Origin of the sequence: Streptomyces sp. NPDC092369 (assembly GCF_044755245.1) — a bacterium.
Taxonomy (GTDB): Bacteria; Actinomycetota; Actinomycetes; order Streptomycetales; family Streptomycetaceae; genus Streptomyces.
In genome coordinates this window covers 590,051-612,633 of record NZ_JBIVQP010000008.1, presented here as the reverse complement: position 1 = coordinate 612,633, position 22,583 = coordinate 590,051, and the positions used below count along the sequence as shown (strand labels likewise).

The window sequence follows — 22,583 nt, the reverse complement described above, 5'->3', positions numbered from 1 at the left end:
TGCGTGCAGCGGTCAATGGCAGGGTGAGCAGCATGAACGGTCGTGACCTGGTGCGTTCGGTGAAGGCGGTCGGCTCCACGGGGGCGGGCCAGAGGTTGCGTACCGTGGCGGCGGCCTGGCGCAGGCAGCGCGCGGACGCCGCCGCACTGCCGCCGCGGGGCGCCGAGCGTGCGCGGGTGCCCGGGGTGGTGCGCGAGGTGGAACCCGGTCCCGGCGGCGGCGTCATCCGGTTCACCCGCTCCGAGCTGCGGATCGTGGTCGCGGTCAACGGGGCGGTCTTCTGGGGCTGGGACGGGGCCGATCCGGAGCCGTCCTACGCGCTGGCCGGCCGCTGCCCCGAGCCGGATCCCAGGGCGATCCTTGAGCCGGACAAGGACGGCGGCTGGCGCGTCGTGGCCGAGCGCATGACGGTCGTCGTCTCCCGGCACGGCGCGGTCGAGGTGCAGACACCGGGAAACGTGGTGCTGCGCCGGGATTTTCCGCCGCGGTGGTGGGAGCCGGTCGGCGGCGGCACCGCGCGGTGGATGCAACGCTCGGAAGTGGCCTCGGACGCGCGGTACTTCGGACTCGGCGGGAGGGCCTCGGGGCCGCGGCTGCGGGACGGGACGTATCGCCTGTGGAACACCGATCCGGGCCGTGCCTTCGGTCCCGGCGACGATCCGCTGTACGCCACGATGCCGGTGCAGTTGGTGGTGGCCGACGCGGCCACTCACCTGGTGTTCCACGACTCCTCGTGGGACGGCACGGTGACGCTGCGGGAGGGCGAGGAGGGGGCCGGTTCCGGGCACGACCGGCCGGGGTCGAGCGAACTGCGGATGGACGGCGGTCCGTTGCGCTGCTGGGTGATGGTGGGCACCCCCGCGCGCGTGCTGCTCGCCTGGGCGTCGCTGACGGGTGCGCCCGCGCTGCCGCCCTCGTGGGCGCTGGGGCACCATCACGCGCGCTGGGGCTTTGGCAGTGAGCAGGAGGTGCGGCGGATCGTCGCGGGCTATCAGGACCGCGAACTGCCACTCGACGCGGTCCATCTGGATATCGACCACTACGACGAGCACCAGGTGTTCACCGTCGACGGTGAGCGCTTCCCCAAGTTGCCGGTGCTGGCGGAGGAGCTGCGAAGGTCCGGGATCCGGCTGGTGTCCATCGTCGACCCCGGGGTGCGGGCTGCCCCGGGCAACGCGGTGTACGACAGCGGGACGGCCGAGGACGCGTTCGTGCGGGACGCTCTGGGGCGGCCGGTGCGCGGTGTCGCGTGGCCCGGCGAGTCGGTCTTCCCGGACTTCACGCACGCGCGTGTGCGTGAGTGGTGGGGCCGTCTCTACGAGGAGCGGCTCGCGCAGGGGTTCGCGGGTTTCTGGCACGACATGAACGAACCCACCTCCTTCGCAGCCTTCGGGGAGTCGACTCTGCCGCGCTCGGCGAGGCACTCCTTGGAGGGCCGGGGCGGGGACCATCGCGAGGCGCACAACGTCTACGCGCTGTGCATGGCCAGGGCCGGCTACGAGGGGCTGCGCGAACTGGCGCCCCAGGAGCGGCCGTTCGTCTTCTCGCGCTCCGGATGGGCCGGCATGCAGCGCTACGGGGGCACCTGGTCCGGTGATGTGGCGACGGGCTGGCCCGGACTTCGGGCCTCGCTGTCGCTGGTCATGGGGCTCGGGCTGTGCGGGGTGCCGTACTCGGGCCCTGACGTCGGCGGCTTCGACGGGAGTCCCTCGCCGGAGCTGTATCTGCGGTGGTTCCAACTCGGCGCGTACCTGCCGCTGTTCCGCACCCACGCGAGCCTGCGGGCGGGGCGGCGGGAGCCCTGGGAGTTCGGCGCCGAGGTGCTGGAGCACGCGCGCGTGGCGCTCGTCGAACGCCGGCGGCTGCTGCCGTATTTCGTGACGCTGGCGCACCTGGCCCGGCGCACGGGAGCGCCCTACGTACGGCCGCTGTGGTGGGGCGCGCCCGAGGACCGTGCGCTGCGTGACTGCGAGGACGCGTTCCTGCTGGGTGACTGTCTGTTGGTGGCGCCGGTGCTGGATCCGGGCGCGGACCGGCGGGCGGTGCAACTGCCCCGGGGGCGCTGGTACGACACCGTCACCGAGCAGGCGTACGAGGGGCCCGGGCAGGTGCTCGTCGATGCTCCGCTGTCGCGTATTCCGGTGCTCGCGCGCGCTGGTGCCGTCGTCCCCGTGCGCGGGGACGACGGCGGTCTGGAGCTGGAGGTCTGGGCGCCCGCCCAGGGACGCACGGGCGGTGGACTGGTGGTGGCCGACGCGGGCGACGGCTGGGACGAGCCGGAGTTGGAGCGCTACGTGACCCGTTGGGAGGGCCGGCGTCTTGTGGTCGAGCGGGAGGGCGAGAGCGGCACCGGTGAGCCGCTTCACCCGGTACGCGTGCGTGGGCTCGGCACGAGCTGAGCTCAGATGTACCGGCCCTCGAAGAAGGCCCGCACTCCCAACGTGTGCAGCGGGAAAGCGAGTTCCTCGGCGCGGCGCAGGAGGTGCCAGCCCTCGGTCTCGTCGGTGGCGGCGGACTGCGGCAGTCCCTCGGCCGGGCGCTCCGGGAGCAGGCCGAACAGCAGGAGGTGGCCGTCGGGCGAGCTCATGGCGTCGACCAGGCGCACTTCGCGGCTCGCCGCGTCGATGCCGGTCTCTTCCTTGAGCTCGCGCACGACGGCCTGCCGCCAGTCCTCGCGGTCGTCTATGTAACCGCCGGGCAACGCGATGCCCCCGCGCGCGGGGGCGATGGTGCGGGTGATGACGACCAGGGCCGTGCCCTTGGTGTCGTACACGGGCTGGAGCGCTATCGCGACCGGCAGCGGGTTGCGGTAGGCGACCGTGTGGCAGGCCGGGCAGGTGCGCGGCCAGCCGGCGACGCCCTCCCCAAAGGGCCCTCCGCAGCTCGAACAGTGGGAACCGGGCGCGGAGTTGGAAGTGGAGGCTTGGGTTTCGGACACGCGGCGGACTGTATCCGATCGGGGGAAGGGCGTCTCCGGGAGCCCGCTCAGTCGCCGCTGATGAGGGACTTCCAGGACACGGGGAAGTCGAAATAGGTGTCCGGGTAGGGCTCCGGCTTGAACGTGTAGTGCCACCACTCCTCGGCGAGGTTCACGAATCCGAGGTTCTCCAGGGTGCCCTTGAGGAGCAGCCGGTTGGCGCGTTGCTGCCCTTGGATGCGCGGGTCGAGGGTGTGCGCGAGGGTGTCGAAGCAGTCGAAGCCGGTGCCCATGTCGACGGAGTTGTCCGGGAAGCGCTGGTTCTTGGGCGCGAAGCAGGGCACGAGCGGCTCGCCGGGGTGGTAAGGCCGGGTGGGACGTGCGGGCAGCTTCACGATCGTGAGGTCCATGGTCGAACCGCGGCTGTGGCCGGACTTCGCCGCGATGTAGCCGTCCTCGAACAGCCGGGTCTTGTCGACGTTCGGGTAGAACTCGCTCTTCATCGCCTGGTCGTCGAGGTCCTCGGCCCAGCGGACGAAGTGGTCCACGGCGCGCTGGGGCCGGTAGCAGTCGTAGACCTTGAGGGTGTAGCCCTTGCCGCGCAGTTCGGTCTGGGCCCGGTGCAGCGCTTCGGCGGCGGGGCGGGTCAGGATGCAGATCGGCTGCCGGTAGCCGTCGATGCGCTCGCCGACGAAGTTGTGGACGGTGAAGTAGCGCATCTCCTGGATGATCGTCGGATCCACGGTACTGAGGGCCACGAAGTCGTTCGGCGCCTTGGGCTCGGTGGTCGCCCGGGCGGTGGCGGAGGCGGCGGTCACCGCCAGCAGGGCGGCCAGCAGGGTGATCAGGCCGCGTACTGCACTGGAGAGACGTGTCATGTCTCCTGCATCTATCAGGTTCAGGTCCCGCGCGGGTGGTGATCGTGTGCAGGTCACCCCGAATGGGCGGAGGGACGGCCGGAACCACCCCCGTGGGTCCCGGCCGTCCCTCCCGTACGACGACGCAGCAAGGGCCTGATCGGTTCGGTCTGACGCCCTCCAATTTTCCGGTGCCCATGACAGACTCCTGACGATCCGTCAGAAGTCTGTCCGGGGAGGGATTTTGTCGCGTACACACACGCCTGTGGTCGACGGTTGGTTCGCCGGCGAAGGGGACGGTTTCCGGCTCCTCGGCACGCGCTGCTCGCTCTGCGCCTCGGTCTTCTTCCCCCGCGAGGACACCCACTGCCGCAATCCCGGCTGCCGGGGCGGGGAGCTTGCGGAGATCCCGCTCTCGCGTCGCGGGCGGATCTGGTCGTACACCGACAGCCGGTACCGGCCTCCGTCACCCTATGTGACGAACCCGGAACTTCCGTGGGAGCCGTACGCGTTGATCGCGGTAGAGCTGCCGGCCGAGCGGATCGTGGTGCTGGGACAGGCGGTTCCGGGGATCACCGTCGCCGATCTGACGGTGGGCATGGAGGTGGAGGTCGTCCCGGGCGTGCTCCATGAGGACGCGGAGACGACCTGGACGACCTGGCAGTGGCGGCCGACGGGGGTGACGGCATGACGGGTGAGGTGGCGGTGCTTGGCGCGGGGATGCACCCGTGGGGCAAGTGGGGGCACAGCTTCGTCGAGTACGGGGTGACGGCGGCACGGGCGGCGCTCGCCGACGCCGGACTGGACTGGCGGGACATCGGTTCGGTCGTCGGCGCGGACACGGTGCGTGGCGGCTATCCGGGATACGTGGCCGGCGCGACCTTCGCCAAGGCGCTGGGCTGGCAGGGGGCCCGCGTGACGAGCGTGTACGCGGCGTGCGCGTCGGGAGCCCAGGCCGTCAACACCGCGCGGGCGCAGATCCTGTCGGGTCAGGCGGACGTCGTCCTGGTGGTGGGCGCGGACGCGGCGCCCAAGGGTTTCTTCCGGCCGGCGGGCGGCGACCGGCCCGACGATCCCGACTGGCTGCGCTTCCGGGTCCTGGGCGCCACCAATCCGACGTACTTCGGTCTGTACGCCCGCCGCCGCATGGCCGTGCACGGGGACACACCGGAGGACTTCGCGCAGGTCAAGGTGAAGAACTCGGCGATGGGCGCGCTCAATCCGAACGCCCGCTACCGCAAGCGGGTCACCGCCGACGATGTCGCCGCCTCGGCCGTGGTCGCCGATCCGCTTCGGCTGCTGGACATCTGCGCGACCTCGGACGGCGGGGCGGCCCTGGTGCTGTCCGGCATGGAGTTCGCGCGCCGGCACGGGCGGACGGACCCGGTGCGGATCCGGGCGGTGTCCACGGTGACGCCGCGCTATCCGAGCACGGTGCTGGATCTGCCGGACATCGCGACGGACTCCGCGGTGGCGGTGGAGCCGGCGGCGGGGACGTTCCGGGCGTCGATCGCCCGGGCGGCCTACGAGGAGGCGGGCATCGGCCCCGAGGACCTTTCCCTCGCCGAGGTCTACGACCTGTCCACCGCCCTGGAGTTGCAGTGGTACGAGGATCTCGGGCTCTGCGCGGAGGGCGAGGGCGCGAAGCTGCTCCGGGAAGGCGCGACGAGTCACGGCGGGCGCATACCGGTGAACGTGAGCGGTGGACTGGCCTCTTTCGGGGAGGCGGTTCCGGCGCAGGCGATCGCCCAAGTGTGTGAGTTGGTCTGGCAATTGAGGGAGGAGGCTGGAGACCGGCAGGTCGCGGGGGCGCGGGTGGGGATCTCCGCTAACCAGGGACTGTTCGGGCATGGGTCGGCGGTGATCGCGGTGCGGTGACGCGTCGGCCGCGTTCACGGTCGGAGGGTCGGCCCGAGCCGCGGTCGGGCAGCCAACGGCGTAGGCGGTCGGAAAGTCGGCCGCGTCCACCGACCGGGACACGGTCGCATCGGACGGCAGAAGCCGTTCTCGAACGCTGTGTCACCAGCCCGGAATCCTGCGTGAACGTCTTATGAACTGGCCCTGGGCGTGCGCCGGTGGAGTCATCATGCTGCCGTGCGCTCCTGGACGGATACTCTCCGCTTCGCCTTCCAACCGGTGGTCAACCTGACCACCGGAGGGGTCGCGGGGCTGGAGATACTCGCCCGGCCGGAGAGCGGCGACATCCTGGCCGAGGCCCGCCGGGACCCCGAACTCGACGGCAGGCTGGCGGTGTTGGCGGTGCGGGCCGCCGCGCGCCGGGAGACACTGCTGCCGCTGCAAGTGAACGTGTTCGCCGGTACCCTCGCCGACCTCGGTGGCCTCACCCCGCTGTACGACGCCGTGCGGGCGGCGGGACGGCTGCCCTGGGAGGTGACCGTCGACATCGGGCCGCCTTACACGCACGTGCCTCAGCAGGCCCTCCTGGAGGCCGTGGGCGCGTTGCGGGAGCAGGGTTTCCGGATCAGTGCGGACGGCATCGGGGACGGGGACGTACCGCTGCGGCTGCTCACCGACATGGAGCCCGACCTGGTGAAGCTAGACGCGTCGCTGCTGCGGCGGCCGGCGGCGGTGCGGGCGATGCGGACGCTGTGCGAGCAGTTGGGGGCGCTGCTGTCGGTGGAGGGTGTGGAGACGGAAGGGCAGTACGCGGCGGCGCTGTCGGCCGGCGCGCAGCTGGCGCAGGGCGAGTTGTTCGCGCCGCCGTCCCGGCTGCCGGTCGCGGACGTATACGTTCCGCCCCGCCCGCCCGACGCCGTGGCGATGCCGAAGTCGGGCCCGTCGGTACGGGAGTTCGTGCGGCCCGCGGCTCTGCTGCCGGCCACGGCATCGGCCGGTCAGGTGCGGGCGCTGCTGACCGGATCGCCCGAGGTGTCCGGGGTGCTGCTCGTGGACAGGAACGGGGTCCCGGTGCGGTCGGTGCACCGCTCGCGCTTCCTGCTGTCCATGTCGGGGCGCTACGGGCACGCGCTCTACGCGGACCGGCCCGCCGCGAAGCTGGGTGATCCGCCGCGGACGGTGGGCGTCGACGCCACCGCGTGGGAGGTCCTGGACGTGCTCGCCGTGGGCGACCGGGACCGTACCTCGGACGACGTGGCGGTCGTCGACCACTACGGGCGGTGCCTGGGCGTCGTACGACTCGCTGATCTCGTACGGGCGTTGGCCGAGAGTCGGGTCGAGGAGGCGGCCGGGCTCAATCCGCTGACGCGGCTGCCCGGTTCGGACGCGATCACCGGCGAGGTGGACCGGCGGATCGCGGACGGCCGTACGTTCGCGCTGAGTTGGCTGGATGTGGACCACTTCAAACAGGTCAACGACGAGGCCGGGTTCGCGGCGGGCGACGAGTTGATCCGGTCGGTGGGGCGGGCGTTGCAGCACGCGGCGTACGGGAGCACCCGGGTGGGCCACATCGGCGGGGACGACTTCCTGGTGCTCGCCGATCCGCAGGGCCTGGATCCGCTGGCCGTCTCACTGCTGGACACGCCCTGGTCGGCGGGCGGGCGTCCCGTCACCTTGTCGCTGGCCACGGTCCTGTGTCCGCCGGGCAGTGTGAGTGACCACCGGCAGGCCGCCGGCTGTCTGGCACCCCTGAAACAGGCCGCGAAGGCTCTGTACGGTGCGAGTTGGGTGCTGGGCCGGGCGGGACTGCCGGGTCACGAGATCCTCCGCGGCTCGGGGGCGGCACCCGCGCAGGCGGGGTGCGCGGTGGCGGAACCCGGGAGGGGCTGACGCCCTTCGGCGGGCGCAGGCCGGGAGGGGCTGACACCTCCTCGGCGAGCGGAGCCCGGTAGGGGCTGCTCCTCTGCTCCCGACCGTCGGAACCCGGCAGAGGTCGGCTCCCCCTCGGCAGGCGGAGCCCGCAAGGGGCCTGCCCTCCCCTCGGCCGACAGAGCCCCGGCGGAGGTCAGCTCCTCCTCGCGGGGCGGGCCCGCCGTCTCTCCCCCTGTCATCGTTCCCGTCCGCGACCTTGACGCTCTCTGGGTGCCGGTGAACACTTCCCGGTGTCGGTCGACATCGCCGTACATACACGGCGTATCCACGCACTGTGCCGCGGGCCCCGCCTGAGCACCTGGCCCACTCCCCAGGGCGATTCGGCCAGGACGGCACGCTCGTCACGGACGCCGGGCGGGGCGCGGGTCTTCCCTGCCTTCGGCTGAAGTCGCCATGGGAAACGCACCCTGCACGCAGGACCGGGGTCGACAGGCCCCCGGGCCAGGTCCTAGGAGCCGCCATGAGCAACGGAGACATCTTTCTCGGCGAAGTCATCGGTACCGCGATCCTGATCCTGTTCGGCGCCGGTGTGGTCGCCGCGGTCGTGCTGAACTACTCCAAGGCGAAGGACGGCGGCTGGATCGTCATCGCCTTCGGCTGGGGGTTCGGCGTGATGGCCGGCGCGTACACCGCCGCACCGCTGTCCGGCGGACAGCTCAATCCGGCCGTGACCATCGGCATCGCCATCGACACCGGGAAGTGGGACAAGGTCCCGCTCTACATAGCCGGGCAGATGGTGGGCGCCATCCTCGGCGCGGTGCTGTGCTGGCTGGTCTACCTCGCGCAGTTCCAGGCGAACGCCGAGGAGGAGATGGCGCAGCCGACGCTCGGGATCTTCTCCACCACCCCGACGATCCGCAATCCCGTGGCGAACCTCATCACCGAAATCATCGCGACCATCGCCCTGGTCCTGCCCATCCTGGCCTTCGGGCTCACGAAGGGGCTCGGCGAGTCCGGCACGGCCGTCCTGGTCGTCTCGTTCCTGGTGGTCGGCATCGGTCTGTCCCTCGGCGGGCCGACCGGCTACGCCATCAACCCGGCCCGTGACCTGGGCCCCCGTATCGTCCACGCCCTTCTCCCGATCCCCAACAAGGGCACCTCGGACTGGGGTTACTCGTGGATCCCGGTGGTGGGACCGCTGATCGGCGGGGTGCTCGCCGGGCTCATCTTCAACGTCGCTTTCTGAGTTCTTCGATCCGGTCCGGAACTCCGCGCGGCCGCCGGACCCGCAGCCGTCCTCCCACCCGCGGCCGCCTCCCGATCTTCCAGAGCAGCTTTCCGAAGCACACGACGAAGGGGACGTCATGACGGACAAGTTCGTCGCCGCCATCGACCAGGGCACGACCTCCAGCCGCTGCATCGTCTTCAACCAGGACGGCGCGATCGTCGCCGTCGACCAGCGCGAGCACCGCCAGATCTTCCCCAAGCCGGGCTGGGTGGAGCACGACGCCACCGAGATCTGGTCGAAGGTGCAGGCGGTGGTCGCCGGGGCGATCGCCAAGGCCGGGCTGCGCGCCGACCAGCTCAGCGCGCTCGGCATCACCAACCAGCGGGAGACCACGGTCCTTTGGGACCGCGCGACGGGCAAGCCCGTGCACAACGCCATCGTGTGGCAGGACATGCGCACCGCCGCCCTGTGCGAGCAACTCGGCGGCACGGACGGGCAGGACCGGTTCCGTGAGCAGACCGGACTGCCGCTGGCCACCTACTTCGCGGGACCCAAGGCGGCCTGGCTGCTCGACAACGTGCCCGGCCTCAGGACCCGCGCCGAGAACGGCGAGATCGCCTTCGGGACCGTCGACTCCTGGCTGATCTGGAACCTCACCGGTGGCACCGACGGCGGCACACACGTCACCGACGTGACCAACGCCGGTCGCACCATGCTGATGAACCTGGAGACCCTCCAGTGGGACCAGTCCATCCTGTCCGCGATGAACATCCCCGAGGCGATCCTCCCGGAGATCAGGTCCTCGGCCGAGACCTACGGCACCGCCAGGGGCCAACTGGCGGGTGTGCCGGTCGCGTCGGCGCTCGGCGACCAGCAGGCGGCCGTCTTCGGGCAGGCCTGCTACGACGTGGGCACGGCCAAGAACACGTACGGCACGGGCAGTTTCCTGCTGCTCAACACCGGCAATCGGCCGGTGCCGTCGAAGAACGGGCTGCTGACCACGATGGGTTACAAGATCGGCAGCGAGGCGCCCGTCTACTGCCTGGAGGGGTCGATCGCCATCACGGGCGCGCTGGTCCAGTGGTTCCGCGACCAGCTGGGCATCATCCGTGCGGCCGACGACATCGAGCCGCTGGCGGCGAGCGTCGAGGACAACGGCGGTGCCTACATCGTGCCCGCGTTCTCCGGCCTGTTCGCGCCGTACTGGCGGTCCGACGCGCGCGGGGTGATCACGGGCCTGACCCGGTACGTCACCAAGGCACACCTCGCCCGGGCCGTGCTGGAGGCGACGAGCTGGCAGACGCGTGAGGTCGTGGACGCCATGTACCAGGACTCCGGGGTGCAGATCACCACCCTGAAGGTGGACGGCGGCATGACCAAGAACAACCTCCTGATGCAGCATCAGGCGGACGTGCTCGACGTGCCGGTGGTCCGTCCCAAGGTCTCCGAGACGACCTGCCTCGGTGCCGCGTACGCGGCCGGGCTCGCCACCGGCGTGTGGAACGACCTCGACGAACTCAAAGCCCACTGGCAGAAGGACGTGGAGTGGACGCCCTCCATGGAGGCGTCGGTCCGCGACCGCGAGTACCACAACTGGCGCAAGGCGGTGGAGAAGAGCTTCGCCTGGGAGGAGGGCGGCGACAACTAGGCACGCGCACGCGTGCGTCCCGTCCGGACACACGCACGCGTGCCTGCCGACGGAGCTGCGGCCCGTACCCCGGTCGGCGAGGGTACGGGCCGTGCCCGTGCGTCGCGGGTGGCTGCCGCCTCGGCCGGGGTTGAGGTGTCAGGTGGTGACGGACTGGCGGCGCTCGGCGGCGAGGGCCATGGCGTGCTGGACGACTCCGATCAGCACCTCCTTGACGGACGTACGGTCGCGTGCGTCGCACAGGACGAGCGGGACGTCCTCGTCGAGGTCGAGGGCCTGGCGTACGGCCTGCTCGGGGTAACGGGCGCTGCCCTCGAAGCAGTTGACGCCGACGACGAAGGGTATGGAGCGCCGCTCGAAGTAGTCGACGGCGGCGAAGCAGTCCTCCAGGCGGCGCGTGTCGGCGAGCACGACGGCGCCGAGCGCGCCCTCGGAAAGCTCGTCCCACATGAACCAGAACCGTTCCTGCCCGGGCGTACCGAACAGGTAGAGCACCAGGTTCTCGCGGAGTGTGATGCGGCCGAAGTCCATGGCCACGGTGGTGGTGTGCTTGCCCTCCACGCCACTGGTGTCGTCGATCGGCCGGCCCGCCTCGGTGAGCAACTCCTCGGTGCGCAGCGGCCGGATCTCGCTGACCGCGCCCACCAGGGTCGTCTTGCCCACGCCGAAGCCGCCGGCCACCAGGATCTTGAGCGTGACCGGCTCGACCGGCGGCTTGCCTCGCTCAGTACGCCCGAACATCATCGTTCTCTTCTCCTGCTTGGTGGGGGGAGTCTGCGTCCGGCTCCCCGATCGCACTGTTCGGAACCATCTCCGCAGGCGGGTGGCCGACTTGCCGCAGAGAGGTGTCGACGATCGGTCAGATCATATCGGTCGAGCCGCTTCGACGCCCGGTCCGTACCTGTCGGCGGGGACCTGGTGGATGTTCACAACACGCGGTGGCCGCACGGATGGTGAGAAGGTGGAGGGGCAGTCAGGCAGGTCAGGACGCGATCACCAGGAGCCCAGGACGATGCATACGTCGAAGCCCCGGCCCGGCGACGGATCCGCGAGCCGGGTCCAGTCGTTGGAGCGGGCCATCACACTGCTGGAGGCGACCGCCGACAGTTCGCCGGACGGTGACACGGCGGCCAATCTGGCGGCACGGTGCGGGATCAACCGCGCCACGGCCTGGCGGCTGTTGTCCACGCTGGAGCAGCACGGGCTGGTCGAGCGCAGCCCGGTCAGCAACCGCTACACGGTCGGCTTCGCGGTGGCCCGGATGGCGTCGGTGGCCGGTTTCGACGGGCTGATCCGCCGGGCGCACGGCACGCTGCGCCGGGTCAGCGAGCAGACCGGCGAGACCGCGAACCTCGCGGTGGTACGGGAGTTGGGGCTGACGTACATCGACGAGGTGACGCCACCGGTGGTGCTGAGCGCCAAGTGGCTGGGCCGGCAGGTGCCGTTGCACGCCACCTCGACGGGCAAGGCGCTGCTGGCCTGGCTGCCCCCGGAGGAGGCCGACTCCCTGCTGACCGAGCCGCTCACGGCGTTCACGGACACCACGGTCACGGACCGGGACCGGCTGGCGGCCGAGTTGGCGCGGACGCGGGAGCGTGGATACAGCGTCTGCGTCGGCGAGATGGAGCGGACTCTGTACGGGGTCTCCGCGCCGGTGCTCGGCAACCGCGCGCGGCCGTTCGCGATCGTCAGCATCTGGGGGCCGCAGGACCGGGTGCCCGAGTCGCGGTTCGCGGACCTGGGGGTGTTGGCGCGCAGGGCGGCGGACGAGATCGCGGCGGCGGCACGGGCCGTATAGGGCGCGGGTGTTGCGGGGCGGGGCCGCGCGGGCGCGGGCCGGGTGCGGCGAGGGCGGTCCTGGCAGGGCGGTCTTGACCGTACGACTCTCCGCGCCGCATGTTCGTATGGTGCGACGGTTGTTCGCCAAGTGAGCGGCAGAGAGAGGAACCCTCGCCTCATGAACCAGGACGTCATCATCACCTGCGCCCTCACCGGCGCCGGCGACACCGTGCGCAGGAGCCCGCATGTGCCCGTCACCCCCGAGCAGATCGCCGCGTCCGCCGTGCGGGCCGCCGAGGCCGGTGCCGCCGCGGTCCACATCCACGTACGCGATCCCGCAACCGGGGCGCCTTCGCGTGATCCGCGCCTGTACCGCGAGGTCGTCGAGCGCATCAAGGAGACCGGCACCGACGTCGTCATCAACCTCACCGCCGGCATGGGCGGTGACCTGGTCGTCGACCCCGAGGACCCGCTGAGGCACCTCCCGGGCACGGACCTCGTCGGCGGCCTCGAACGGCTTCCGCACGTCGAGGATCTGCTGCCCGACATCTGCACCCTGGACTGCGGCTCCCTGAACTTCGGTGACGGGTCCAGCCTTTACGTCTCCACGCCGGACATGCTGCGTGCAGGAGCCCGGCGGATCCAGGAGCTGGGCGTGCGGCCCGAGTTGGAGATCTTCGACACCGGACACCTGTGGTTCGCCAAGCAGTTGCTGGCCGAGGGGCTGCTGGACGAGCCGACCGTGTTCCAGCTGTGCATGGGCGTGCCGTGGGGTGCACCCGCGGATCCGGGCGTGCTGCAGTCGATGGTCAACCTCCTGCCGGAGGGCGCCCAGTGGGCCAGCTTCGCGCTGGGCCGGATGCAGATGCCGTGGGTGGCGCAGTCGATCCTGCTCGGCGGGCACGTGCGCGTGGGCCTGGAGGACAACCTCTACCTCGGCAAGGGCGTCAAGGCGACCAACGCGCAGCTGGTGGAGCGGGCGGTGACGATCGTCGAGGCGCTCGGGGCGAGGGTCGCGACACCGGACGAGGCGCGCCTCAAGTTGGGTCTGAAGCCGCGCGGGTGAGGCGGGCCGTCCCGCCGGCCCGAACCGGCTTTGTCCCTACCCCTGTTGAAGGAGCCATGCAGTGCCGGATCCCGAAGACGTACGCCAGGTCGCCTGCGTCGGCGCCGGAGTGATCGGCGGTGGCTGGGTCGCCCACTTCCTCGCCCGCGGCTATGACGTCACCGCGTGGGACCCGGCCCCGGACGCCGGGGGCCGCCTGCGGCGACTGGTCGACGCCGCCTGGCCCGCGCTCGAACAGCTCGGTCTCGTCGCCGACGCCTCAAGGGACCGCCTCACCGTCGCCACGACCCTCGAAGAGGCCCTGACCGGGGCGGAGTTCGTGCAGGAGAGCGCCCCCGAGAAGCTGGACCTCAAGCGTGAACTGCTCGCCGACATCGACTCGTTGACGCCCCCCGGAGTGGTCGTCGCCTCCTCCACCTCCGGCTATCCGATGACGGACATGCAGACGCGGGCCGGCACGCCCGGGAGGCTGGTCGTCGGTCACCCCTTCAACCCGCCCTACCTCATCCCGCTCGTCGAGGTGGTCGGCGGTGAGCGGACCGACCCGGCCGCGGTGCGCTGGGCATCCCGTTTCTACGAGGTCGCGGGCAAGTCCGTCCTCACCATGGACCGCGAGGTGCCCGGCTTCATCGCCAACCGCCTCCAGGAGGCCCTGTGGCGGGAGGCGTTGCACATGGTCGCGAACGGTGAGGCGACCGTCGGCGACATAGACCTGTCCATCACCGAGGGCCCGGGCCTGCGGTGGTCGGTCATGGGACCGATGCTGACCTTCGCGCTGGCCGGCGGCGAGGGCGGAATGGCCCACATGCTGGACCACTTCGGCCCGTCCCTGAAGTCCCCGTGGACCCGGCTGGAGGCCCCGGAGCTGGACCGGGCGCTGTACGACGCGGTGGTCGCCGGCTGCGACGACGCCGCCGACGGCCGTACGATCGCCGACCTCGTCGCCGAACGCGACCGGGGCGTCATCGCCGTACTGCGCGCGACCGGGCGGCTTGGGAAGGAGGGCACCGTATGAGCCTTCCTCTGTTCCGGGAGACCGTGCGGCCCGAGTGGATCGACTACAACGGGCATATGAGCGAGGCGTTCTACGTCCTCGTCTTCGGCTTCGCGACGGACGTGGTGATGGAGCGGACGGGGCTGGACGCGGCGTATCGCGAGCGCACCGGGTGCTCGCTCTACACGGTCGAGGCGCACGTCCGTTATCTCCGGGATGTGCCGGTGGAGGCCCGACTGGCCGTGCGTACCAGGGTGTTGGGGGCGGCCGGGAAGAAGGTGCGTCTCACGCACGAGATGTACGTCGTCGCGGACCCGGGGGCCGAGCCGGGAGCGGATGCCGAACCGGTCGCCACCACGGAGTTGCTCGCTCTCCACGTGGATCAGGCCGCGGGTCGTGCGACCGCGTTGCCCGATGCCGTCCGTGAACGGCTCAACAGCCTTTCGGAATCGGCCCCTTGGTGGGCCGGGCGGTCCGTGGCGCCGATGGGGTCGGAGGGGGAGGTGGCTCGCGGACCGGGATGATCGGGCCCGGTCCGTGAGCCGTTGAGGTCTGCAGGAGGACGGTCAGAGCGCTCGAAGGCCGCTGATCACGTCGCGCAGGATGCTCTCGTCCGGGAGCTCGGCAGGGGGGACCGGCCGGGTCACGTGGACGAACTCGCTGTTGACGAGGTCGCCGATGAGCACTCGGACGACACCGATGGGCAGGTCGAGTTCGGCCGCGAGTTCGGCGACCGACTGCGGTGTGTCCCGGCACAGGTCGACGATGTCCACGTGCTCCGGGGACAGCGTGGAGTCGCCTTCCGGGTCGTCTGCCTGCGGCTCGGTCAGCACCACCGCGATCAGGTCGAGGCGGTGCTGGCCCGGACTGCTGGTCCGGCCGCGCGTCATCGCGTACGGGCGGACGACCGGCCCGGCGTCGTCGTCGAACCAGTGGCTTCTTCCCTGACCGTCAGAGCTCATGACATCTCACTACCCGCCTGCGGGCAGATCGGTGCGCGGAGCGGCACTCAGATGTACACCGACCCGCTTCACCAGGAGCGTCATCTCGTACGCGACCTGGCCCACGTCCGAGTCCGCGTCCGCGAGGACCGCGAGGCAGCTGCCGTCACCGGCGGCGGTCACGAACAGGAAGGCCTCGTCGAGTTCGACGACCGTCTGCCGGACGCTCCCGGCCTCGAAGTGCCGGCCCACGCCCTTGGCGAGGCTGTGGAAGCCGGAGGCGACGGCGGCGAGGTGCTCGCTGTCCTCCCGGGTCAGGTCCTGGGACACGCCGGTGGGCAGGCCGTCGCTGGACAGGACGAGGGCCTTGCTGATGCTCGCGACGCGGTCCACGAGGTCGTCCAGGAGCCAGTTGAGCTCGCCGGTCCTGTTCGTGGAGTGGCCGGTCGCCTTCGGTGCGGTCATCGACCGTCCCCCTTCGTTCCTTGTGGTGCAGTGCCGCTGTGGGCGTCGTCGTCCGCGGCGTTCTCCTCGCGCCCGCGCTGCCAGCCTCGTTGCAGCGAGGCCATCCGGCTGCGTACCTCGTCGGCGTCGCGCTCCGCGGGCTCGGGTCTGTCCGCGGTGCGCCGGACGGGGCTCTGCTTCAACTGCGGGGCCAGGTTGGCCTGTCGTACCCGCCGGGGCAGCGCGCCCGTGCCGGCGGTGGTGTCCGGTCCGGAGACGGGACGGGTGCCTCGATCCGAACCGGCGCCTGCCGCCTGCTCGTCGCCCTCGCTCCCGGCGCCGATGGCGGGCGGGCGGGTGCGCAGGGGCAGCGCGGGGGTCTCTGGGGTTCCCCCGGGGCCGTCGTGCCCCGATGGTGCCGGGGACTCGGGGCGGTCGGTTCCGCCGGGGCGCAGCGGCGAGGCGCCGCGGCGGCGGGTCGGCAGCGCCGGCGCGCCCTGCTCCGTCGCCGGCCAGGCTCCCCGGCCCGTCAGGGGCTCGTCGCCCCGGCGGCGGGCCGGAAGTGCGGTGTCCGACTCCCGTCCTCCCGTGTCGGCCGCGAGGGCGTCGTCCACGTCGTCGCGCCGGGACCGTCCGCCGACCGGGCGGCCGTGCGAGCTGACCAGCTTGGGCGCGCCGCGGCGGGGCAGCGGGACCAGGGGGTTGCCGTCGTCGTCCGTGTCACCGTCGCCCGGCTCACGCGAACCGGGGCCCTCCTGGGTCCGGCCGTCCTCGGCGAGGGTGATGGAGCGGCGCGGGCGGAACAGCCCACCGCGCTCGTTCGCCTCGTCGTCGAGCGCGTCCGGGAAGTCCTCGATGGCGTCCAGGTCGACGGGTGCCTCCAGCTCGACCGGGCCGTCCAGGAGCGCGGCCGACAGTCCGGGCCGCGACCCCGACATCCCGGAGAGGGCGGTGCGCGAGCCGTCCTCCAGCGCCGCCTCCTTCGTGGGATGGGGCCGGTCGAGCCGGAAGCCGATGCCGTTGGTGTCCGGGATGTCGTCCGTCAGCAGCGCGTCGGGAATGAAGACGACCGCCGTCGTGCCGCCGTACGGGGACGGCTGCAGCGAGACCCGGACGTTCTGCCGCTGGGCGAGCCGGCTGACCACGAAGAGGCCGAGCCGGTCGGTGTCGGAGAGTTCGAACTCGGGGGTCTCGGCGAGCCGCAGGTTGGCGTCCAGGAGGGCGTCGGCGGCCATGCCGAGGCCGCGGTCGTGGATCTCCAGGGTGAAGCCGTTGGCGACGCGCTCGCCGAGCACCTGGACCGCGGTGTGCGGCGGGGAGAACACCGTGGCGTTCTCCAGGAGTTCGGCGACGAGGTGGGTGACGTCGGCGACGGCCGGGCCGGTGACGGCGACCCGGGGCAGCCGGCGCACCTCGATGCGCTCGTAGTCCTCGACCTCGGCGACGGCGGCCCGCACGACGTCCATGAGCTGGACGGGTTTGCGCCACTGCCGGGAGGGGGCCGCGCCGGAGAGGATCACGAGGCCCTCGGCGTGCCGGCGCATACGGGTGGTCAGGTGGTCCAGGCGGAACAGGTCGGCGAGTTCGTCGGTGTCCTCGGTCCGGCGTTCCATCGTGTCGAGCAGGGTGAGCTGCTTGTGCAGCAGGACCTGGCTGCGGCGGGCGAGGTTGACGAACACCTCGGAGACCCCGGCGCGCAGTTCGGCCTGTTTGACGGCGGCCTCGACGGCGGCGCGCTGCAGGGTGTTGAGGGCGTGGCCGACGTCGCCGATCTCGTTGCGGTCGTACTCCAGGCGCGGGACCTCGGTCTCGACGTCGACCTGCTCGCCCGTGGACAGCCGGCGCATCACGCTGGGCAGCCGGACGCCGGACGCCTCGTGGGCCTCCAGGCGCAGTTGCCGCAGGTCGCGGATGAGGCCGCGGCCGACCCGCACGGACAGGAACAGCGAGAGCAGCAGAGCGACCAGACCGAGCACGCCGCCGATGGCCACCTTGGCGATGACGCCGACGGCGACCGGGCGGACGCGGTCCTGATAGCGGTCGTCCGCGCGGTCGTTGAGGGTGCCCAGCTCGTTCAGGACGGTGCCCGCGGCGGTGTCCCAGCTCTGCGCGGTGACCTCGCGGGGCGCCCCGGTCCCGCCCTTGGCGGCGGACTGCTCGGCGGTACGCAGCGGAGCGGTCTCGGCGTTCTTCCAGAACCGGTCGTAGCGCGCGCGTTCCGCGGCGGGCAGCAGCGGCAGATTGACCTCGTACAGAAGGTCGCGCTGGGCCACGAGGTCGGAGACCTCCCGCAGTTCGGTGCGCGAGGGCTTGCCCACGACGAGGGCGGAGCCGAGCAGGGCGTCCTCGCGGGAGAGCAGTTCGCGGGCGCGGGCGAGGTTGGCCAGCGCGCGGTACTGCTTGTCCATCTCGACGTTGTCGACGACGTGGAGGTTGGTGAGCAGGACGTAACAGGGGTCGACCAGGCGGTTGTAGAGGTCGAAGGCCTGGGCCCGGTCGACGGTGCCGTCCTCGACGCTGCGGCGCAGGGAGTCGACGCCGTCGAAGGCGTCCAGCACCGCGCTCAGGTTGTCGCCGGTGCCCTGGCCCATCGCGTCGCGGACGTCGGGGTCGCTCGCGTTCTTGCGGATCTTGGCGACAGCCTCGTCGGTGGCGGTCCGGCTGCGCCTGAGGTCGCCGAGTCCGTCGGAGGCCCGCGGGTCCGCGAGATAGACGAGACTCTGCCTGCGCTCCTGCTGCAGCACGCGGACGGTGTCCTCGATCGGGTAGCCGATCTTCTCGGTCACGTCCGAGACGTTGAAGAGCTGCTCCGCCTCACGTCCGGTGAGGATCGTGGCGAAGGCCCAGATCGCGGTCAGCGACACCAGCGGCACGAGAAGCAGCGCCACGATCTTCCGGCGGATGGACTTCCCGCGAAAGCGCATGGCCTCCCCCAGCTCGACCCCCGCCGGCCGGGGGCACATATGTACGTCAACAAACGGCGCGAGCCTACTACCGTCACACGTGTATCTCGAAGACCGTTCCGGAAGCTGAACTGCCGTGTGGGCGACGACACATAGGGAGTTGTCCGGTGATGGGCGGATGTTGCTGCCCGCGGCCGCTCGACGGACGCCGGAAGTGTTTCACCGTGCCCACGCGAACAGTTGGCCGGATTTCTTCGCTCGCCGGGAATCTTCAGGACGTGCCGTTCGTCCTTGTCTGTGAGAAATGGGGGGCGGAATCGGCTCCAGGAGCCGCGTCCTGCACCCCGGCAGCGTAAAACAGCGCAAGCCGGGCAACCCACAGGGGAGCCGTGCCATCTGACACGGCGCGAGGGGTTGTCGGCAGTGGGGAGTGACACGGTGATGGGCACGGCGGAACGGCGCGAGGCGCCCGGGGACGACCTGGGGACGCGCCTGAAGGCGCAGCGGGGCCCGGAGGCGTCCGACCACGACATCCCGACGGACGCGCGCGAGGCGTCGGTCGGACAGGACACGGAACAGAGCACGCAGTACGTCGTGGGGGCGGACCGGGTCGCGGAACCGGTGCAGTCTGCCTACCAGCCATTGTGGATCGAGGAGCCGGCCAGGCGACGCCGGATGCCCGACCCGGTCCGCACGTCGGCGGTGCGGGCGGTGATCATCATCGCCGTGACCCTGCTCCTGGCGATGGTCGCCTTCTTCTGCACCATGGCCGAGTCCTGGCTGGCCTTCCCGATGGTCATCAGCGCCGTCGTCAGCACGGTGGTGGCCACCTGGGGCGCACTGGACATCTGGGTGACCCGCCAGGTCTGGAACCAGCGCAACGGCGTGGTGTCGATTCCCAGCAGCACCGCCCGCACGCTGCGCCGCGAGCGCCGTCAGGCGCGCCGCCAGGCGCGGGCATCCGAGCGGGCACAGGCCCGGATACGCAGGCAGGGCGGCAACGCGGGGCGGCTGTCGCACTCCTGAGGTCTTGAGAGTGCGTGCCCTCCGGTGGCCGGGGCGGGTGTCCTCGGGCCCGGAGGGCGAGAGTGTCCGCCGCCCCGAAGGGGCATGCCCTCAGAACACGCACCCTCAAAGCGCCGCAGGCTCCTGCCGCGTCTCGTTCTCTCCGCGCGCGAGGTCGCGGCGGGCCCGCATGAAGGGGCGCGGCCGGTCCATGGACAGCACGGCGGTCGTACGGCCGTCCCGTTCGTAGAGGGCGAGGAAGCCGCCCTCGGCCGGTGCGCCGTCGGTGAGTTCGCCCTCGGCGATCCGGACGGTGTCACCGTCCTGACGGCGGCCGGCGAACTGGATGCGGGCGCCGTACTGGTCCGACCAGAAGTACGGCAGTGAGCGCGCGGTCCGCGCGGTGTGCCCGGCGAGCAGGTTGGCCACGGCGACCCGGGGCTGTTCCGTCGCCGAGGTCCAGTGCTCGGCGCGGGCTCCGCCGACGCGGGCCACATCGCCGACGGCGACGACCTGCGGGAGCGAGGTGACGCAGCCGTCGTCGCACAGGACGCCGTCGTGCAGGGCGAGCGTCGAGCCCGCCAGCCAGCCGGTGTTGGGGGTGGCACCGATGCCTACGATCACCACGTCGGCGGGGAGGGTGCGGCCGTCGGACAGTTCCACCGCGGTGACGGCCGGCGTGCCGTGCAGGGCGGCCACTCCGGTCCCGGTGAGCAGGTCCACCCCGCCGCGCCGGTGCAGGGCGGCGCACACGGCGGCCATCTCGGCGCCGAGTTGGGGCACGAGCGGCAGCGGCGCGGCCTCGATGACGGTGACCGTGTGGCCGAGGGCGGCGCAGGAGGACGCGGTCTCGGCGCCGATGAATCCGCCGCCGATCACGACGACTTGGCGCGGACCTCGGGAGAGTTCCTCGCGCAGGGCGCGGGCGTCGTCGAGGGTGCGCAGGGTGTGGACGCCGGCCAGGTCGTCGCCCGGGAGGCGGCGGGCGCGAGCGCCGGTGGCGATGACGACGCCGTCAGTGGAGACCGTACGGCCGCCGTCGAGAAGGACGGTTCGGCCGCGGGCGTCGAGTCCGCGGGCGCGGGTGCCAAGGAGCCACTCGGCGTCGAGTTCGCCGGTCTCCTCGTCGTCCGTGAGCGCGAGGTGGTTCTCGTCGGCCCGTCCGGTGAGGAAGTCCTTGGAGAGCGGGGGGCGGTCATAGGGGCGATGGGGTTCGTCGCCGACGATCACCAGCCGCCCGTCGAAACCCTGGGCCCGCAGTTCCCGGGCGGCGTACAGGCCGGAGAGGGAGGCGCCGACGACGGTCACGGTCCTCATGCGGCGGTGCCCTCCTGCGCGGCGAGGTGGACATGGACGACACCGTCGTCCACGGTGACGCGGTGGGTGCGGACGGCGCCACGGGCCGGGAGGCAGGTCGGCTCGCCGGTGCGGAGATCGAACGAGGCGGCGTGCAGCGGGCATTCGACCAGACACCCCTCCAGCCAGCCCTCGGAGAGAGACGCGTCCTGGTGGGTGCAGGTGTCGTCGATGGCGTACAACTCGCCCTCGTCCGTGTGGAACACGGCGACGGGCGGGGTCGTCTCGACGCGGACGGACTCGCCCTGGGGGAGGTCTTCGAGGCGGCAGACGGGAATCACGGGCCCCCCTCTCGGTCCGGGACACTCGGTCCGGGACCTGTGTGGTCCTGGCGGAAGCGGATCAGGAGTGCGGTGCGGGAGTGCAGTACGGGCGGGCGGACCTAGGTCGGTCCGGCGGTGGTACAGGCACCGGGGCGTCTTCGGTCCGGCGGTGGTACAGGCACCGGGGCGTCTTCGGTCCGGCGGCCGGGATGTGCCGGACCTTCACAGGTCCGGGCGGTCCGGCCCCCTTCCGGAGATCGGACGCTTCGGTAACATGAAGTTTCGTATAGCGCACGAACCCGCGCCATGCGCAACAGAATCCGGTCGGGACAACCGTCGCGTCAAGGGTTTCCCGAAGATGCGGCCCAAAGATGGCCGTCAGGTGGTGAGAGTTGACCCATGACCCGTACGCAGAAGCAGCCTGACCGTGACGAGGAGCCCTTGGGAAGCTCGGAGAAGCAGAGCGGCAGAGGCACGGCCAGCGCCGTCCAGTCGGTGGACCGCGCCGTGAGCGTGCTGGAGATCCTCGCCCGGCACGGAGAGGCGGGCGTCACCGAGATCGCCGACGAGCTGGACGTGCACAAGTCCACCGCCTTCCGACTGCTCGGCGTCCTGGAGAACCGCGGCCTGGTGGCCCAGGCGAAGGACCGCGGCAAGTACTACCTGGGGGCCGGTGTACTACGCCTGGCGGGGGCGGCGGCAGTACGCCTGGACATCTCCCAGGAGGGCGTCCCGGTGTGTCGGGAACTCGCCGACGAGCTGGGCGAGACCGTGAACATCGCGGTCCTCGACGACGACGCGGCCGTCAACATCATGCAGGCCCGCGGCACCGCGTCCGTGACCGCGCAGAACTGGCTCGGCCGGCGCACCCCGCTGCACGCGACCTCCAGCGGCAAGGTGCTGCTCGCGCACATGTCGCCCACCCTGCGCGAGGGCCTGCTCGCCCGCTCCCTGCCGCGCTTCACCGAGCGCACCATCACCGGGTCGGCGGCCCTGCGCGGCGAGTTGGAGGCGGTGGTCGAGCAGGGGTACGGGATCACGATCGAGGAGCTGGAGCTGGGACTCACGGCGGTGGCCGTCCCGGTCCGCGCGCACGACGGCAAGGTCATCGCCGCGCTCAGCGTCTCGGGCCCGGTGTACCGGCTGAACGGCGACCGGCTGCCGGAGGTGGCCAAGCGCACGGTGGCGGCGGGGGCCGACCTGTCCCGCCGGATGGGGTACGGCTTCTGACCGACCCCGGAACGGACACGCGGCACCCCTGGGCCCGATACCCAGGAGTGCCGCCGGCGGCGCGGGACCGGAATCACCTGGTCCCGCGCCGCTGTGTATCCGGCAGATTTCGGCCGCCCCGTTCCTTTTGCCAAGGGTTAACGCCCACCTCTTGACGGCTCCATGACGGCGTTCTCAATATGTTCCTCATCGCGCAACCCATAGTGCACTGCGCAACAGCAGA

Annotated in this window: 20 protein-coding genes; 12 read left to right on the top strand and 8 right to left on the bottom strand. The window is 71.5% G+C overall.

Translation table 11 applies throughout. The features are described from left to right. Positions 1-32 precede the first annotated feature (32 nt). Positions 33-2,399, top strand: coding sequence for a glycoside hydrolase family 31 protein (locus tag ACIQI8_RS40740; RefSeq protein ID WP_402362738.1), 2,367 nt, complete (start codon positions 33-35; stop codon positions 2,397-2,399). Positions 2,400-2,401: 2 nt separating this feature from the next. Here ACIQI8_RS40740 and ACIQI8_RS40735 read toward each other — a convergent pair whose 3' ends face one another. Then, positions 2,402-2,938, bottom strand: coding sequence for an NUDIX domain-containing protein (locus tag ACIQI8_RS40735; protein WP_402362735.1), 537 nt, complete (start codon positions 2,936-2,938; stop codon positions 2,402-2,404). A 47-nt stretch (positions 2,939-2,985) separates the two neighbouring features. Beyond that, entirely contained in the window at positions 2,986-3,795 is an 810-nt protein-coding gene (locus tag ACIQI8_RS40730) for a M15 family metallopeptidase (RefSeq protein WP_402362732.1), read from the bottom strand. A 244-nt stretch (positions 3,796-4,039) separates the two neighbouring features. Between ACIQI8_RS40730 and ACIQI8_RS40725 the strand changes: the two genes are divergently transcribed. From ACIQI8_RS40725 to glpK, 5 genes are all read left to right on the top strand, one after another. Next, positions 4,040-4,465 carry a Zn-ribbon domain-containing OB-fold protein gene (locus tag ACIQI8_RS40725; protein ID WP_402362729.1) on the top strand — a complete coding sequence of 142 codons (426 nt, stop codon included), beginning with the start codon at positions 4,040-4,042 and terminating at the stop codon, positions 4,463-4,465. Next, complete coding sequence (locus ACIQI8_RS40720) at positions 4,462-5,652, top strand: lipid-transfer protein (RefSeq protein WP_402362726.1); 1,191 nt, start codon at positions 4,462-4,464, stop codon at positions 5,650-5,652. The genes ACIQI8_RS40725 and ACIQI8_RS40720 overlap by 4 nt, the downstream gene beginning before the upstream one ends. 216 nt (positions 5,653-5,868) lie before the next feature. After that, positions 5,869-7,521: a GGDEF domain-containing protein gene (locus tag ACIQI8_RS40715; protein WP_402362723.1), complete on the top strand. Its 1,653-nt coding sequence runs from the start codon at positions 5,869-5,871 to the stop codon at positions 7,519-7,521. 502 nt (positions 7,522-8,023) lie between these two features. Then, on the top strand, positions 8,024-8,749 hold the full coding sequence (locus ACIQI8_RS40710) for an MIP/aquaporin family protein (protein ID WP_402362720.1): 726 nt from the start codon (positions 8,024-8,026) through the stop codon (positions 8,747-8,749). 118 nt (positions 8,750-8,867) lie between these two features. Beyond that, the gene (glpK, locus tag ACIQI8_RS40705) at positions 8,868-10,379 is read left to right on the top strand and encodes a glycerol kinase GlpK (protein ID WP_402362717.1); all 1,512 of its coding nucleotides are present in this window, start codon (positions 8,868-8,870) and stop codon (positions 10,377-10,379) included. 138 nt (positions 10,380-10,517) lie between these two features. Here the strand turns inward: glpK and ACIQI8_RS40700 are convergent, their stop codons facing one another. Continuing rightward, positions 10,518-11,123, bottom strand: coding sequence for a GTP-binding protein (locus tag ACIQI8_RS40700; RefSeq protein WP_402362714.1), 606 nt, complete (start codon positions 11,121-11,123; stop codon positions 10,518-10,520). Between the two features lie 268 nt (positions 11,124-11,391). On the opposite strand from ACIQI8_RS40700, the gene ACIQI8_RS40695 reads away from it, so the two are divergent. The 4 genes from ACIQI8_RS40695 to ACIQI8_RS40680 all read left to right on the top strand — a co-directional run bounded on the left by ACIQI8_RS40695 (position 11,392) and on the right by ACIQI8_RS40680 (position 14,742). After that, positions 11,392-12,177, top strand: a complete 786-nt coding sequence (locus ACIQI8_RS40695; RefSeq protein ID WP_402362711.1) for an IclR family transcriptional regulator — start codon at positions 11,392-11,394, stop codon at positions 12,175-12,177. A 159-nt stretch (positions 12,178-12,336) separates the two neighbouring features. Next, positions 12,337-13,224, top strand: a complete 888-nt coding sequence (locus tag ACIQI8_RS40690; protein WP_402362708.1) for a 3-keto-5-aminohexanoate cleavage protein — start codon at positions 12,337-12,339, stop codon at positions 13,222-13,224. 61 nt (positions 13,225-13,285) lie between these two features. Then, the gene (locus ACIQI8_RS40685; protein ID WP_402362705.1) at positions 13,286-14,239 is read left to right on the top strand and encodes a 3-hydroxyacyl-CoA dehydrogenase NAD-binding domain-containing protein; all 954 of its coding nucleotides are present in this window, start codon (positions 13,286-13,288) and stop codon (positions 14,237-14,239) included. Beyond that, positions 14,236-14,742 (top strand): thioesterase family protein, encoded by a 507-nt coding sequence (locus ACIQI8_RS40680; RefSeq protein WP_402362702.1) that lies wholly within the window; start codon positions 14,236-14,238, stop codon positions 14,740-14,742. The genes ACIQI8_RS40685 and ACIQI8_RS40680 overlap by 4 nt, the downstream gene beginning before the upstream one ends. A 42-nt stretch (positions 14,743-14,784) precedes the next feature. Here the strand turns inward: ACIQI8_RS40680 and ACIQI8_RS40675 are convergent, their stop codons facing one another. From ACIQI8_RS40675 to ACIQI8_RS40665, 3 genes are read right to left on the bottom strand one after another with little or no spacing between them, the layout of a single operon-like run. Beyond that, positions 14,785-15,180, bottom strand: a complete 396-nt coding sequence (locus tag ACIQI8_RS40675) for a DUF742 domain-containing protein (RefSeq protein ID WP_402362699.1) — start codon at positions 15,178-15,180, stop codon at positions 14,785-14,787. A gap of 9 nt (positions 15,181-15,189) precedes the next feature. Beyond that, a complete protein-coding gene (locus ACIQI8_RS40670) occupies positions 15,190-15,624 on the bottom strand; it encodes a roadblock/LC7 domain-containing protein (RefSeq protein WP_402362696.1) in 435 nt (144 codons plus the stop codon). After that, a complete protein-coding gene (locus ACIQI8_RS40665) occupies positions 15,621-18,527 on the bottom strand; it encodes a nitrate- and nitrite sensing domain-containing protein (RefSeq protein WP_402362694.1) in 2,907 nt (968 codons plus the stop codon). Before ACIQI8_RS40665 ends, ACIQI8_RS40670 begins: the two co-directional genes overlap by 4 nt. A gap of 420 nt (positions 18,528-18,947) precedes the next feature. On the opposite strand from ACIQI8_RS40665, the gene ACIQI8_RS40660 reads away from it, so the two are divergent. Then, positions 18,948-19,532, top strand: coding sequence for a hypothetical protein (locus tag ACIQI8_RS40660; protein ID WP_402362691.1), 585 nt, complete (start codon positions 18,948-18,950; stop codon positions 19,530-19,532). A 105-nt stretch (positions 19,533-19,637) separates the two neighbouring features. On the opposite strand, the gene ACIQI8_RS40655 is transcribed toward ACIQI8_RS40660, so the two are convergent. Together ACIQI8_RS40655 and ACIQI8_RS40650 are read right to left on the bottom strand one after the other, a co-directional pair. After that, the gene (locus ACIQI8_RS40655) at positions 19,638-20,828 is read right to left on the bottom strand and encodes an NAD(P)/FAD-dependent oxidoreductase (protein ID WP_402362688.1); all 1,191 of its coding nucleotides are present in this window, start codon (positions 20,826-20,828) and stop codon (positions 19,638-19,640) included. After that, entirely contained in the window at positions 20,825-21,148 is a 324-nt protein-coding gene (locus tag ACIQI8_RS40650) for a bifunctional 3-phenylpropionate/cinnamic acid dioxygenase ferredoxin subunit (protein ID WP_402362685.1), read from the bottom strand. Before ACIQI8_RS40650 ends, ACIQI8_RS40655 begins: the two co-directional genes overlap by 4 nt. Positions 21,149-21,529: 381 nt before the next feature. On the opposite strand from ACIQI8_RS40650, the gene ACIQI8_RS40645 reads away from it, so the two are divergent. Then, complete coding sequence (locus tag ACIQI8_RS40645; RefSeq protein WP_402362682.1) at positions 21,530-22,360, top strand: IclR family transcriptional regulator; 831 nt, start codon at positions 21,530-21,532, stop codon at positions 22,358-22,360. Positions 22,361-22,583: the final 223 nt, after the last annotated feature.

Coding starts and splice junctions, on each gene's coding strand:
- ACIQI8_RS40740 (WP_402362738.1), top strand. CDS start 33: ATGAACGGTCGTGACCTGGTGCGTTCGGTGAAGGCGGTCGGCTCCACG.
- ACIQI8_RS40730 (WP_402362732.1), bottom strand. CDS start 3,795: ATGACACGTCTCTCCAGTGCAGTACGCGGCCTGATCACCCTGCTGGCC.
- ACIQI8_RS40720 (WP_402362726.1), top strand. CDS start 4,462: ATGACGGGTGAGGTGGCGGTGCTTGGCGCGGGGATGCACCCGTGGGGC.
- ACIQI8_RS40710 (WP_402362720.1), top strand. CDS start 8,024: ATGAGCAACGGAGACATCTTTCTCGGCGAAGTCATCGGTACCGCGATC.
- glpK (WP_402362717.1), top strand. CDS start 8,868: ATGACGGACAAGTTCGTCGCCGCCATCGACCAGGGCACGACCTCCAGC.
- ACIQI8_RS40700 (WP_402362714.1), bottom strand. CDS start 11,123: ATGATGTTCGGGCGTACTGAGCGAGGCAAGCCGCCGGTCGAGCCGGTC.
- ACIQI8_RS40695 (WP_402362711.1), top strand. CDS start 11,392: ATGCATACGTCGAAGCCCCGGCCCGGCGACGGATCCGCGAGCCGGGTC.
- ACIQI8_RS40690 (WP_402362708.1), top strand. CDS start 12,337: ATGAACCAGGACGTCATCATCACCTGCGCCCTCACCGGCGCCGGCGAC.
- ACIQI8_RS40680 (WP_402362702.1), top strand. CDS start 14,236: ATGAGCCTTCCTCTGTTCCGGGAGACCGTGCGGCCCGAGTGGATCGAC.
- ACIQI8_RS40675 (WP_402362699.1), bottom strand. CDS start 15,180: ATGAGCTCTGACGGTCAGGGAAGAAGCCACTGGTTCGACGACGACGCC.
- ACIQI8_RS40670 (WP_402362696.1), bottom strand. CDS start 15,624: ATGACCGCACCGAAGGCGACCGGCCACTCCACGAACAGGACCGGCGAG.
- ACIQI8_RS40665 (WP_402362694.1), bottom strand. CDS start 18,527: ATGCGCTTTCGCGGGAAGTCCATCCGCCGGAAGATCGTGGCGCTGCTT.
- ACIQI8_RS40660 (WP_402362691.1), top strand. CDS start 18,948: ATGGGCACGGCGGAACGGCGCGAGGCGCCCGGGGACGACCTGGGGACG.
- ACIQI8_RS40655 (WP_402362688.1), bottom strand. CDS start 20,828: ATGAGGACCGTGACCGTCGTCGGCGCCTCCCTCTCCGGCCTGTACGCC.
- ACIQI8_RS40645 (WP_402362682.1), top strand. CDS start 21,530: ATGACCCGTACGCAGAAGCAGCCTGACCGTGACGAGGAGCCCTTGGGA.